A 13,825-nucleotide genomic window follows, 5' to 3' on the forward strand; every position below is an offset into this window, starting at 1 on the left:
ATTATGGAAGAAGTGTAAAATCTGCGCGTCTGTTTTGAGCATCGCAAGATTTTGATTTTTCTGTACAAACTGGATTACTTTTACCATTACTTACGATAGATATTCTATCTGCATTTACACCACGGCTAGAAAGCGCATCTTTTACAGCTTTTGCTCTTTTTAATCCTAGCGCATAGTTATACTCATCAGTTCCCCATTCATCGCAGTTTCCTTCTAATTTTATAGATATACTGCTAGCCTCTGAAGATGAAAGAAGGTTTGAATTTGTTGCGACAACTGGTTGCATATCGCTTTTGATATTAAATTTATCAAAATCAAAATATACTGATTTGATTTGTGAATTAAGTTGAGCCATAAGAGCATTTAATCTATCTGATTCACTCATTGTGTCTCTACTACCAGAACTATAGTCGTTGCTTACGCCTTGTGAGCTAGCGCTTGTGTCAACCTCTGGAGTCTTTTGACTACAACCACTGAATAAAATTGCAGCTGTTGCAACTGAAATTAAAAATACTTTTTTCATATTTCTTCCCTTTTTTGATTTGATTTATCGTATTATAACATAAATTTTAAAAATTTTACCAATCTACTGACTGAATTTTACCAATTTTTAACGGAAATTGAAAACTTTTGTTTTCGTTTACTCTAATTATACCTACAGCACTTTGACCACCCATATCTTTTATATATATTATACTTCCGCCATCATTTGAAAATCTAGGGAAGTTATTTTTACCGCCAGATGTGAGTTGTCTAACATAGTTTGTTTGGGTTGATATTAAATAGATGTTGAAATCTCTGGTTCCAAACTGTCCTACATTATCCTCTCTACTTGAATATACTATATAATTTTGATATGTGCTAACTGAATTATTATTTCTCCCTTGATAAACCATTTGTTCTACAGTTTTATCGTTAATACCTTGTGAATATATATTTGGATATCCCAATCTATCACTTACAAAAACTATCCTTGAGTCATTATCAACAAAGTTTCCATTAACATCTATACCTTTATAATCAGTTAGTTGTTTTAAATTTTTACTATTTAAGTCATATATATAAATATCTGGTTGATCATGTGGCGCCATCGTTAAAAGAAGTTTTGAGCCATCTTTGCTCACATCTGATGCCACAAGCATACCATCACCATCTATGATTTTTGTGCTTCTACCACTAGCCATGTCATATTTATATATAGATAAATTTGATTTATTGTATTTTGTATAATAAAAGGCACTTTGTTCATTATTAGCCCATTTTGGAAAAACATTCAGTCCATCTCTTAGAATTGTCTTTTGATAAGTAAGAGTATAATCAGCAACTATAATTTCACTTTTCATAGGAGAAATTTCTCTTGCAAAAATAATAGAATTTGCCATCCATTTTACAGGAGACATATTAAGATTATCTATCAAATCCATAACACTTTTATGTGCTAAATATGGAAATTTTTCACCATTTGATATGTTGTAAATTTTTTCATATCTAACTTGAGCTTTTTTAGGATCTAGTATTTTAACTTTTAATTTTAAATTAGAGCTTTTTGAACCTTCAAGTGCATATCTATATATAATTTGGGCACCCTTTTCGCTCATTACATTACTAACTGGGTCACCTTCATAACTTGTGGATATGTATTCGTCTAGAACTTCAAAAGTAGCACCAACTTTTAAATCACCTACCACAAGTTTAAAAAATTTTTGTTTTAAAGCCTCGTCGCTTACCATTGTTGTAGCATCTTGAACAACTATTTTTGGTAATACAACACCTTGATTAACTATTGACATAGTAGCATCTACTGCGAATATGTTAACCACCATAATCATTAATAAGAAAATTTTTTTCATGTCTACTCCGTTGTCGTTTTGTCTTCTAAAACTATTTTTATTACATTATCTTTGCCAGCAGGCGCTGGAGGAAATGTAACATTCACCATATCTGCTAAGAACTTTTTAACCTTTTGATTAAATTCATTATCAGGAGATAATCCTACTATATTATAACTGAATTTACCATATTTATCGATTTGTATTTCTACTTTAGCTGTATTATCTGTCTCTGCTCGGTATGCTCTCCAGTGTTGCTCTAATATCCTTGTAATGGCACCATAAAAAGGATCATATTTCCCTGTACTTTGTGCTTTAGGAGATTTTGCAACTTGATCAATTTCTAAGCCTTTTACAAGATCACTAGCAGATTTTTTAGTAGTTGTAGTTTCGTTGTCACTTTTTTTTCTACTTTGAATTTTTTGTTGCACAGCAATCTCTTCTTTTTTAGCTTCCTTTTTTTCTACTTTTTTTTCTACTTTTTCTTTAGTATATTTTATTTTAGATGTATCAACTGTTTTAAAAAGATCTTGAACACTTGGCTCTTCTTTAGGTTTAGGTGGGGGAGGAAGTTTTTCTTTAACTTCTTTAACTTCTTTAACTTCTTTAACTTCAGTAGGTTCTTTTGCTGGTTTAGGTTCTTTCATAGTAGTTTGCTCTTTTACAACCTCAGCTATTTTATTGGCTTCAACTGGTTTTTCTTCAACTGGTTTTTCTTCTTTGGGTTTAGGCGCTTTTGGAGTATTTGACTCTATTGGCGTATCTATAACAACTACATCCATAAAAGCATCTAGCGTGTCTGTATATTTTACAGCTTCTTCTTTATATTGAGTTACTTTAAAAAAAAGTACCACTAAAATAGCAAAATATATACAAAAAGAAAAGAAAAAAGACCCAAAAACTGGATATTTTACTGTATTATCGTTTCTAACCATTTGTTTGCAAAGCTACCTTTGTAAAACCAGCATTTTTAACACTTTTTAATACAAACATAACATCATCATATAATAAATTTTTATCTGCTTTAATATAAACAGGAGATTCTTTATTATATTTTGCAGATAAAAGCATTATATTATCAGGAAGTTCCGCAATACTCATACTATTTTGATCTATGTAAACCTTTTTATTTGCATCAATCCTAACTACCAAATCCTTAGATTTACTTTGATTTTGTGTACTTTTAGAGCCATCTGGCAAAGTAATTTGCTCTTCATAAACTAAAGTTGGCGCCGTTACCATAAGTATTGCTAGTAAAACTAGCATTATATCAACAAGTGGAGTGATATTTAATTCTGGTGAATCATTTTCTATTGATGTCATTAATCCTCTTTAGAACTGCTTACAATGATATCTGCTTCATTGTGTATAATATGCATTAGCTCATAAGATTTTCTCTTAAGTAAAAGATGAAAAGTATAAGCAGGAATTGCAACAAAAATACCGCATCCAGTCGCAATCAATGCCTCACTTATAGCTGGTGCTATTACACTTATTGAACCGCCGCTTTGGCCAAGTTTAGAAAATGTTTCTAATATCGAAACTACCGTTCCAAAAAGACCTATAAATGGAGATGTAGAGGCTATGATGCTAAGCCAAGTAAGTCCACTAGATGAGTTTTTTTGTGCTTTACTAATACAAATATTTAATTTCTCTTTTGTTATTTTACCAGATGTACATTTTTTTAAAATGGAATTTACAGGCACAATTTTTGTACCCATTATAAGAGATTCTAATGCATTTTGCTCATCGTTAATCCATTGTTTAAGACCAATCATTCTAGATATAAGTATAGTAAAACTAATTATAAAATATATAGACAGCCATGATAAAACAAAAATCGTTATAAAACTACTTCTTAAAAAGTAGTCAAAAAATATATCTAATCCACTCACTAATTTTTTCTCGCTACATGATCTATTTTTGACATAGTTGCAGCCATTGCAACACTATCACTGCTCATACTTTTTATAAGCTCTTTTGCATTTTCTAAAGATTTAGAAAGCTCACCATCGTTTTTACCAGAAATATACACAGCACCATCTGCCAATATACCAACATGATTTTCATCTATTTTAGCATATCCCCAATTAATAGCAACAACTTCATGAAAGCCACTTACATCTTCTATATCTATAGCGCCCGCTTTAAGAAGAGTTATTAAAGAGGCGTGTCTAGGTAGTACACCTAGTTCACCTTCCGCTCCTGGCATAACAACTGACTTTACATTATTCGAAAATATCATACCATCAGGAGTTACAATCTCTAATTTTAATGTATCCATAAAACTACCTAACCTTAAGCTTGTTTAATTTTTTCAGCCTTAGCTACCACTTCGTCTATATTTCCCACCATATAGAAAGCATTTTCAGGTAAATCATCGTATTTTCCTTCTAATATACCTTTAAAGCCTTCGATCGTCTCTTGTAATGTAATATATTTTCCAGGACTACCTGTAAAAACTTCAGCGACGAAGAATGGTTGAGATAGATATTTTTCTATTTTTCTAGCTCTATCAACTACAAGTTTATCTTCTTCGCTTAACTCATCCATACCAAGAATTGCTATTATATCTTGTAAATCTTTATATTTTTGCAATACTTGTTGAACGCCACGAGCAATATTATAATGTTCAGCACCTACAATTTGCGGATCTAGCATTCTTGATGTTGAATCAAGTGGATCAACTGCAGGGTAAATACCTTTTTCAGCTATGCTCCTGTTTAAAACTGTTGTTGCATCTAGGTGAGCAAAAACTGTAGCAGGAGCTGGGTCAGTTAAGTCATCCGCCGGAACATATACAGCTTGAACAGATGTAATAGAACCTTTTTTAGTTGATGTAATTCTTTCTTGAAGTTTTCCCATCTCACTTGCTAAGGTTGGTTGATAACCAACAGCTGATGGAATACGCCCAAGTAGTGCTGACATCTCAGAACCTGATTGTGAAAATCTAAAGATATTATCAATAAACATCAAAACATCTAATCCCATTTCATCACGGAAATACTCAGCCATTGTAAGACCTGTTAGAGCTATACGGTTTCTTGCCCCCGGTGGTTCATTCATTTGACCATAGCATAAGGCAACTTTATCCAAAACGCCAGATTCTTTCATCTCATTATAAAGGTCATTACCTTCTCTTGTTCTCTCACCAACACCTGCAAATATTGAATAACCGCTATGTTTAAAGGCGACATTGTGAATAAGTTCCATAATGATAACTGTTTTACCCACACCAGCACCACCAAATAATCCAACTTTACCACCCTTTGCATAAGGAGCAAGAAGATCGACTACCTTTATACCAGTTTCAAAAATTTCACTTTTTGTGCTTTGTTCTTCAAATGATGGCGGATCTCTATGAATAGCCCATTTTTTATCAAAATCACTAGATTCACCTTCATCTATTAAATCGCCTGTAACATTAAACATTCTTCCTAGAACTTTTTCTCCTACTGGAACTGTTATAGGGGTGCCAAGCGCTGTAACTTCTAAACCTCTTTGCAAACCGTCACTCATATCCATCGCAATAGTTCTTGCTCTGTTATCACCAAGGTGACCAGCTACTTCAAGAATAAGTCTCATTTTTTTGCCATCTAACTCGTAATTAACTTCTATAGCTTCGTTAATTTTCGGCAGGTAATCATTAAAATCGACATCTACAACAGGCCCCATAACCTGACTGATTATTCCTTTCATATAATTCATTCTCCTTTATTTATTTCATTGATTCAACGCCACTGATAATCTCAGTAAGCTCTGTAGTAATAGAACTTTGTCTAGCTTTGTTATATTCTAAATTTAGTTCAAAAACTCTTTGTTTTGCATTACTTGTCGCACTATCCATAGCTTGCATTCTAGCGCTGTGTTCAGCTGCTAGACTATCTATTAGTGAAAAATACATACTGTATTCAAAATACTTTTTGAAAAGTTCTGTCATAAGAGCATTTTTATCTTCTGCCTCTATTTCAAGCATAGAAGTTGTTTTATTTACCATATTATCAGTTGGTGTAATAGGCTTTATTGGAACAATATCGTTTATTCTAATTTGTTGAGCAATCATGCTCTTATAACCATTATGAACTAAAATAACTTTATCTGTTAAGCCTTTTTCAAAATCACTAATAGCGTCATTAATAATTTCAGTGGCTTTCTCATAATTAGGAGAAGAGCTTACTCCAACATAAGTTTCTAAAAGATCTACACCTTGAAATTTAAAATATTCTATACCTTTTTTTCCAACAGCCCTAAGTCTTACTTTTACTTGTTTAGCTTTATACTCATTTATAAGCTCTTTTACAGCTTTGATGGTATTCATATTGAAACCACCACAAAGTCCTTTATCAGATGTTACAAAAATAATATCTACTTTTGATACATCTTTATTCACATTAAAAAATTTATCTTCGCTAAGCACTATCGCATTCTGCTTTAACTCATACGATATCTCACTTAATATTTCATTTATTTTAATAGCGTAATTACTAGATTTTTTAGCTGCTTCTTTGGCTTTTTTGAGTTTAACATTAGAAACAAGTTTCATAGCTTTAGTTGTTTTTTCAGTATTTTTAACACTAACTATCTTGTTTTTAATCTCTTTTAAATTTGACATTTCTTACCTTATTCAACTACAAAAGTCGCCTTAAAATCATTTAATGCTTTTATAAGCAATTCCTCTATCTCTTTGTCTAGTGCTTTTTTATTTAAAATTTGCTCAAAAAGTTCAGGACATTTTGCTTCTATATATGGGTAAAGTTCATTTTCAAATTTTGATATAGCAGATACTGGAATATCATCCAAATACCCATGACTTCCAGCATATATTATAACAACTTGTTTTTCAACACCAAGTGGAGCATAAGGAGGTTGTTTTAGTATCTCAACCATTCTTTGTCCTCTTTCAAGTTGTTTTCTACTGCTTTCATCTAAGTCGCTAGCAAATTGAGCGAAAGCTTGAAGTTCACGGTATTGTGCAAGATCAAGTCTTAGAGTTCCTGAAACTTTTTTGATAGCTTTAATTTGCGCAGAACCGCCAACCCTTGAAACTGATAAACCAACATTTATAGCCGGTCTTACACCAGAGTTAAAAAGGCTTGTCTCAAGATAAATTTGACCATCTGTTATAGAAATAACGTTGGTTGGAATGTATGCTGAAACATCTCCTGCTTGTGTTTCTATGATAGGAAGTGCTGTTAATGAACCAGCTCCTAATTTATCGCTTAACTTGCTTGCTCTTTCAAGTAATCTTGAATGAATATAAAAAACATCTCCAGGATAAGCCTCTCTTCCTGGTGGTCTTCTTAAAATAAGTGACATTTCACGGTATGCAACAGCGTGTTTACTTAAATCATCATAGATAATAAGCGCATGTCTTGAGTTATCTCTAAAATACTCACCCATTGTACATCCTGCATAAGGAGCAATGTATTGAAGTGCAGCAGCTTCACTTGCGCTCGCACTTACTACTATTGTATAATCCATAGCGCCATATTCTTCAAGCTTTTTTACTACTTGAGCTACTGTTGATTGTTTTTGTCCAATTGCTACATAAATGCAAATAACATCTCCACCTTTTTGGTTTATAATAGTATCTGTTGCAACTGTAGTTTTACCTGTTTGTCTATCACCTATGATAAGCTCTCTTTGCCCCCTACCAATTGGAACAAGTGCATCAACGGCTTTAAGACCTGTTTGAAGTGGTTCATGAACTGATTTCCTTGCCATGATACCTTTTGCTTTTTCTTCAACAAATCTACTCTCAGTTGCTTCAATTGGGCCTTTGCCATCTATTGGCTCACCAAGAGCATTTACAACTCTTCCTATCAAAGCATCACCAACTGGAACTCTTAAAAGTTTTCCTAATCTTTTTACGCTTTGTCCTTCTTTTATACCAGCAGAACTACCTAAAACAACTATACCAACACTGTTTTCTTCTAGGTTTAAAGCAAGTCCTCTTGCTCCATTTTCAAACTCAACCATCTCATTTGCCATAACATTTTTTATGCCATAAACAGATGCAACACCGTCAGCTATAGATACTACTTTACCGGTTTCTTCAATATTCACACTAAAATCAAAATTTTCAATTCTTTCTTTGATTATAGAGCTAATTTCTTCAACTTTAACTTTTTCACTCACTATTTTACTCCTTTTATATTGCTTTTAGTATATGTTCGCTCATCATATTTTTGAGCCTATCGATAGAAAAATTAACTTCTGCACCAAGATCTGGTATGCTAATTTTAATACCATTAAAATCATTTGTGTAAAAATCAAATACAACTTTTGCATCAAATTTCTTTGAAAATCTCTCTTCTAATGATTTTTTTTGTGCATCTAGAAGTTGAAATTTTGTATAAACAACGCCTTTATATGTTTTTTTGGAAATAGCATTGGCATGATTGAGCTCTTGTGTAATACTAGGTATCATTGCCAATCTTTTATTTTCGGATAATAAATTTATGAAATTCACAAATTTTTTGTTTGGCTTATCAACCAAAGATAGTATAAAATCCGCTTTTTGCGAACTACTTAACATTGGTGAAGTTACTATGTTATTAAATTTATCTAGCAAGAAAGCAGAATTTATATCATTTAAAGCAGATATAACATTGTCTAGCTCTTCACTTTTAAATTCACTTAAAATAGCTTTTACATACTTTTTTGATACTTGATCACTCATTATCCAACCTTTTTAAGAACTAAATCAACCAAATCACTTTGGTCTAGTTTTAGATTTTTATCTTCAAACATCTCATCTAAAACTTTAGCAATAGCTTCTTTTGTCATTTTGCGTTTTTCAAATTCTTTTTGGCTGTCATAATTCTTGATCAAATTTGCAATATCTTGAGACAAGTCTTTCTCAACATCTCTTCTTAAATTTTCAGCTTCTTTATGAGCTGTATTTATCATATCTTTTGCGAGTACATTAGCATCATCTACTTTTTTTATAGCAGCTTCTTTTTTATTTCTCGAATCTCTTAATTTTTCTGAAATTGTCTCTAATCTTTTTGCAATACCATTTGTTCTATTTTGAAAAGCTTTTTTTAAAGGATTGGCAAGAAAATAGAATAAAATACCAGCAAATAATATAAAGTTTATGGCTCTTGGCACTATATCATAATCTTTTGGTCCATCATGGGTAGCACTAAAAATAAATACAGGCACACACAACAAAAACAGTATTGTTTTTTTCAAATCTATCCTCCTTAAATTTTTGCAAATTTATTATTCAAGCTATCTTTAAATTCAGGAAGCTTGGATAATAAACTATCTTTAAATTCATCTTTTTGCTTATTTAATTCTGCTATAAAATTATTATAATCTTCTTCTAAATTTGATTTCTTAGCACTTAGTTCCTTAAATGCTTTATCTTTAGCATCGTTTAGAACATCTTGTTTTATTTTATTTGCCTCTATTTTAGCAATACTAATTATCTCATTTGATTTAACAAGATATGAATTTATATCTTCATCATTTTTATTTGCATTTATCTCATCTTGTCTTATGGAAATTTCTCTCTTATCCATAAAAGCTATGACAGGCCTATACAAAATTTTATTTAATATAGCTATTAATAATATAAATAAAATAGCCGTAAATACCATTAAACGAATGTCAAATTCTAACACAAAATCCCCTTTTTAAGAAATTTATAAATTGCAAAATGGTAATTTTACCATATTTACTGTATTTTTTCAATTAAACTTTTTATATTTTCAACACTATTAAATTTTAGTGTTATATTTCTACCCTTAAAAGAACTATTTATACCAATTTTTTTAAGAATATTTTTTAAAATATCGAGTTCATCTAAATATTCGGATTCTTTAGATGTAGTAGAGTTATTTTTTTTTGTTTTTTTGTTTTTTATATTTTTTACTAAATTTTCAGTATCTCTTACGCTGAGCTTTTGACCTATTATAGTATCCAAAACTGCCATTTCATCATTCTTATCAAGACCAGCCATTATCTTAGCATGACCTTGAGAAATCTCGCCCAAACTTAAAAAATGTTTTGTTTTTTCATCTAATGTTAAAAGTCTAAGAGTATTTGTTATTTGAGCACGAGATTTTTTAATTATATCAGAAAGTGCATCTTGGGTTATTCTATACTCATCTATCAACTCTTTGTAGGAATTTGCAAGCTCTATTGGATTTAAATCTTCTCTTTGAATGTTTTCTATCAAAGCAAGTTCTCTTAAATTTTGAGATTTCATATCAGCAACTATGGCTTTTATGTTTTGACTACCTAAAAGTTTTGTAGCTCTAAATCTCCTCTCGCCAGCAATTATTACATAATTTTCGCCATCTTGCTTAACAACAATTGGTTGCAATAATCCATGTTTTTTTATGGATTCAGCAAGTTCTTCAAGTGCAGTTTTATCAAATTTTTTTCTTGGCTGAAATGGGTTTGGTAGTATTTTATCAATTTGCAACTCCAAAACCATATCTTTTTTTGAACCACTTTCAAGCTCTCTTACATATGCCTCTTCAACATCCCCTAGTATGGCTTCTAATCCTCTTCCTAAACTTAGTCTTTTTGCCATTTTAACTCATTATAGAATATGCTAAACTTTGATAAGCTTGCGAACCAGGAGACTTAATATCATAAAGTATCACGGGCTTTCCAAAACTCGGACTTTCAGCCAACTTAACATTTCTAGGAATTACAACCAAACTATCATTATCGTCTTTAAAAAGTTTATTGTTAAAATGTTGCTTTAAATTCGCAATAGTTTCTTTTGCAAGATTGTTTTGTGTACTAAACATAGTTGGCAAAAATCCCTTTATACTTAGTTTTGAATTTATAGTTTTTTTAATAATTTTTACAGTATTTAATATAAGAGCAAGTCCTTCAAGTGCATAAAACTCACATTGTATTGGTATTATAACACTATCACTGGCACTAAGTGCATTTATTGTTATACTGCCAAGCGCTGGCGGGCAATCTATAATAATATAATCATAATCATCTAAAACTTCAGCTATTTTATTTTTTAATATTAATTTGTTATCTTTTTCATTTATTTCTTGTTCTATACCTACTAAGCCAATATTTGATGGTGCTAAAAAAAGAGCAGGGATATCAGTTTTTAAGATAATTTGCGAAAGTTTTTTTCTTCCTGTTAAAACATGATAAATGTTATACTCGTAATCGCTTCTACTAAAACCCATTCCTGTGGTTGCATTTGCTTGCGGATCTACATCTATAAGAAGAACCTTTTTTTCTGCAACAGCTAAAGATGCCGCTAAATTTACAGCCGTTGTAGTTTTCCCAACGCCACCTTTTTGATTTGCAATAGCTATAACTTCACTCATCTTAATGAATACATCCTTTTTTTATTTATCAAGATTGAACCATCCTCGCACAAAATAGTATCTTTTAAACTTACTATCTCATTATTTTCATTGTGGGATGTGAATTCTCTTGACTTCTCGAATTCTATCAAAAACTTACTAAAAATTTGCTTCCATGAAATTCTTTTTTTTAATTTCTCCATGAATGCATAAACTATGGTATCTCTGCTTATATTTATATCCAAAATCGTTGCATTTTCTGGACAATTTATTAAATTTAATCCTATGCCACAAATAAAAAAATTATCTATTTTTGATGTTATTGTGCCGCCAATTTTTTTATCATTTAGATAAAAATCATTAGGCCATTTTACCCAAATTTTTGACCCAAACTCACTTAAAATTTCTTTTAATATACAAGAAAAATATATAGATATAGAAACATCTTTTACATCCTCTGGTAAATCTTTTTTACCAACACAAAATGACATATATAAATTTCCAATCTCACTGACCCACTCATTTTCCCTACTTCCAACGCCACCAGTTTGAGAATTTGCAACTATGCAAAATGGCTCTTTTACAATGCCATATCTTACTCTTTGGCATAATTCTTTTTGAGTAGAGTTAATCTCATCAACAAATTCTATCACCAACTTTAAGCCTTTTGCCATTTATATAATCTTTTGCTAACACTGGCTTTTTGGTTGGCTCCTGAAGAGATAAAATTTCTAACTCTCCGCCATTAAAAGCCAAACTAAACCCTTCTTTAGTTAACTCAGTTATAACTCCAAGCTTTTGATTTTGAGAATTTGAGAATTTTTTTATATCTATAAGTTTTATGCCGTTTTTAAAATAAATTCCAGGCCAACCAAAATAGGCTTTAAATTTAGACACCACTTCATCTGCGCTTTCATCAAAACTGATTAAGCCATCGCTTTTTTGAATTTTTACACAATGATTTGAAAGAGCATCAAATTGCCTTAAAGGCATTATATTTTCAAAGTTTTTTAATACCTTTACACATAATTTTGCTGCCATTTGTGAAAGCTCATCAAAAAGTACACTGGAATTTTGTCCATTATTTTTTAATATGCTAAAGCCAAGCATATCACCATTATCAAGACCTTCATCCATTTTCATAGCAGTTACGCCAAATACATTGTCATTATTTAAAACCATGGACTGTATAGGGCTTGCACCACGATACTTAGGAAGTATAGAACCATGTAAATTTATACAAGGTGCTATATCTAAAACACTTTTTGGCAAGATTTTACCATAAGCAGCGACAATAATAAAATCTGGCTTTAAGCTTTTTAAATGATTCACAACACTTTCATCTCTTAACGTTTTGGGTTGTAAAATTTGAGTATCAGGATAGTTTTGTAAAACAAATTTTTTAGTATCAGGAGGAGCTAAAACAAGCTTTCTACCAACAGCTTTATCCTCAGCACAAACCAAAGCTTTTATACAAAAATCATTTAAAAAAAGTTCTTTTAAAATAGTGGTAGCAAAATCAGGAGTCCCTATAAAAACTATATTCATACTATCTCTTTTTATAAATTTAATTATATGATAATAGCTTACTTTTACTTTACATCTAGTAAATTTAAAATATAAGAAGTGTAAATTTAATTATTGCGAGAAAGCAACCTAGCCTCTCGCAATAAATTTAATGTTAGAATTTACTCTTTCTAACATCATTAACCATATCTTTAGACATAGTATCTAGTTCTTTTGTTATAGCGTTTGTATTATTAGCAATACTTACATTTTCTTTTGTTAAAGCATCAACATCTGCAACAGAGTTATTTATCATAGATATTGCTTCAGTTTGTTCTCTTATGCTTTCACTCATCTCATTAATGCTTTGAGTTAATACATTTACATTAGCTTCTATTTCAGTAAGTGACTTACCTGTTTTTTCAGCTAGTTTTCTAACTTCATCTGCAACAACTGCAAAGCCACGTCCTGCTTCTCCAGCTCTAGCTGCTTCTATTGCAGCATTAAGTGCTAGTAGGTTTGTTTGTTCTGATATATCTTTTATTATAGTAATAACATTTTTAATCTCTTCAGATTGAGCTATAACTTCTGTTGTTTTTTGATTGATTGAGTTCATAGAACTACTCATCTCTTCAACTGCAGCCGCACTTTCTTCTAGAGCATTTGCTTGTTTGTTGGCTGAAGTGGTTATTTGATCTACTGCTTTAGATAAAGAATCTGCTTTTTGTTGTAAATTTTCTGCTTTTTCTAAATTTGATTTTAACATGTTTGATACAACATCACCAAGAGAGTTAATACCTTGAGCTATAGTTCCTTTATCTTCTATTCTAGAAGTAAAATTACTTCCTTTGTATTCATCTAAAAGTTTAAATATACGATTGCTATCATCTGCAATCCTACTACTTAAAACTTCTTGGAGCTCTTTAAATGTTCCTTTTAGTTTATTTAAAGATGGATTTGAAGTATTTGCATCCATAGTAGCTAGGAAATCACCTTGTTTTATCTCATCTACAAATTTATTAGACTTAGCTATAAACTCATTTTCTTCTTGTAAATTTATTTTTGTTTTTTCTATATTTTCATTGATGGCTTTTGCCATATTTCCAAATTCGTCTTTAGAAGATATTTTTATATTCTCAGCACTGCTTTTTTCGTGATTAATAAATTTAAAGAAATCGTTAAGTCCGTTTT

16 protein-coding genes and 1 pseudogene are annotated in these 13,825 nt (G+C 31.0%); all 17 read right to left on the bottom strand.

The genetic code is table 11. The features are described 5' to 3' along the window. Position 1: 1 nt before the first annotated feature. A complete protein-coding gene (locus ACZ5VL_RS03030; RefSeq protein ID WP_464199778.1) occupies positions 2–523 on the bottom strand; it encodes an OmpA family protein in 522 nt (173 codons plus the stop codon). 55 nt (positions 524–578) lie between these two features. Then, positions 579–1,850: a Tol-Pal system protein TolB gene (gene tolB, locus ACZ5VL_RS03035; RefSeq protein ID WP_464199780.1), complete on the bottom strand. Its 1,272-nt coding sequence runs from the start codon at positions 1,848–1,850 to the stop codon at positions 579–581. Positions 1,851–1,852: 2 nt separating this feature from the next. Then, positions 1,853–2,764: a TonB C-terminal domain-containing protein gene (locus ACZ5VL_RS03040; RefSeq protein WP_464199782.1), complete on the bottom strand. Its 912-nt coding sequence runs from the start codon at positions 2,762–2,764 to the stop codon at positions 1,853–1,855. Further along, positions 2,757–3,152 carry a biopolymer transporter ExbD gene (locus ACZ5VL_RS03045; RefSeq protein ID WP_464199784.1) on the bottom strand — a complete coding sequence of 132 codons (396 nt, stop codon included), beginning with the start codon at positions 3,150–3,152 and terminating at the stop codon, positions 2,757–2,759. Before ACZ5VL_RS03045 ends, ACZ5VL_RS03040 begins: the two co-directional genes overlap by 8 nt. Next, positions 3,152–3,724, bottom strand: a complete 573-nt coding sequence (locus ACZ5VL_RS03050; protein ID WP_464199786.1) for a MotA/TolQ/ExbB proton channel family protein — start codon at positions 3,722–3,724, stop codon at positions 3,152–3,154. The genes ACZ5VL_RS03045 and ACZ5VL_RS03050 overlap by 1 nt, the downstream gene beginning before the upstream one ends. Then, the gene (atpC, locus tag ACZ5VL_RS03055) at positions 3,724–4,113 is read right to left on the bottom strand and encodes an ATP synthase F1 subunit epsilon (RefSeq protein WP_464199788.1); all 390 of its coding nucleotides are present in this window, start codon (positions 4,111–4,113) and stop codon (positions 3,724–3,726) included. The genes ACZ5VL_RS03050 and atpC overlap by 1 nt, the downstream gene beginning before the upstream one ends. A 14-nt stretch (positions 4,114–4,127) precedes the next feature. Beyond that, positions 4,128–5,528: a F0F1 ATP synthase subunit beta gene (gene atpD / locus ACZ5VL_RS03060; RefSeq protein ID WP_464199790.1), complete on the bottom strand. Its 1,401-nt coding sequence runs from the start codon at positions 5,526–5,528 to the stop codon at positions 4,128–4,130. A 19-nt stretch (positions 5,529–5,547) separates the two neighbouring features. Continuing rightward, entirely contained in the window at positions 5,548–6,441 is an 894-nt protein-coding gene (atpG, locus tag ACZ5VL_RS03065; RefSeq protein ID WP_464199792.1) for an ATP synthase F1 subunit gamma, read from the bottom strand. 8 nt (positions 6,442–6,449) lie between these two features. Then, positions 6,450–7,967: a F0F1 ATP synthase subunit alpha gene (gene atpA, locus ACZ5VL_RS03070; protein WP_464199793.1), complete on the bottom strand. Its 1,518-nt coding sequence runs from the start codon at positions 7,965–7,967 to the stop codon at positions 6,450–6,452. Positions 7,968–7,980: 13 nt separating this feature from the next. Further along, entirely contained in the window at positions 7,981–8,511 is a 531-nt protein-coding gene (locus ACZ5VL_RS03075; RefSeq protein WP_464199795.1) for a F0F1 ATP synthase subunit delta, read from the bottom strand. After that, entirely contained in the window at positions 8,511–9,026 is a 516-nt protein-coding gene (locus tag ACZ5VL_RS03080) for a F0F1 ATP synthase subunit B (RefSeq protein ID WP_464199797.1), read from the bottom strand. Before ACZ5VL_RS03080 ends, ACZ5VL_RS03075 begins: the two co-directional genes overlap by 1 nt. 11 nt (positions 9,027–9,037) lie before the next feature. After that, positions 9,038–9,460 (bottom strand): F0F1 ATP synthase subunit B family protein, encoded by a 423-nt coding sequence (locus ACZ5VL_RS03085; RefSeq protein ID WP_464199799.1) that lies wholly within the window; start codon positions 9,458–9,460, stop codon positions 9,038–9,040. Between the two features lie 53 nt (positions 9,461–9,513). Then, a complete protein-coding gene (locus tag ACZ5VL_RS03090) occupies positions 9,514–10,377 on the bottom strand; it encodes a ParB/RepB/Spo0J family partition protein (RefSeq protein WP_464199800.1) in 864 nt (287 codons plus the stop codon). Position 10,378: 1 nt separating this feature from the next. Beyond that, positions 10,379–11,149 (bottom strand): ParA family protein, encoded by a 771-nt coding sequence (locus ACZ5VL_RS03095; protein ID WP_464199802.1) that lies wholly within the window; start codon positions 11,147–11,149, stop codon positions 10,379–10,381. Then, a complete protein-coding gene (locus tag ACZ5VL_RS03100; RefSeq protein WP_464199803.1) occupies positions 11,146–11,802 on the bottom strand; it encodes a biotin--[acetyl-CoA-carboxylase] ligase in 657 nt (218 codons plus the stop codon). Before ACZ5VL_RS03100 ends, ACZ5VL_RS03095 begins: the two co-directional genes overlap by 4 nt. After that, on the bottom strand, positions 11,765–12,676 hold the full coding sequence (locus tag ACZ5VL_RS03105) for a methionyl-tRNA formyltransferase (RefSeq protein WP_464199804.1): 912 nt from the start codon (positions 12,674–12,676) through the stop codon (positions 11,765–11,767). The genes ACZ5VL_RS03100 and ACZ5VL_RS03105 overlap by 38 nt, the downstream gene beginning before the upstream one ends. A gap of 133 nt (positions 12,677–12,809) precedes the next feature. Then, positions 12,810–13,211: pseudogene (locus tag ACZ5VL_RS03110) on the bottom strand (methyl-accepting chemotaxis protein); the annotation flags it as partial. Between the last annotated feature and the right edge of the window lie 614 nt (positions 13,212–13,825).

Source organism: Campylobacter sp. GTC17093 (assembly GCF_055397635.1).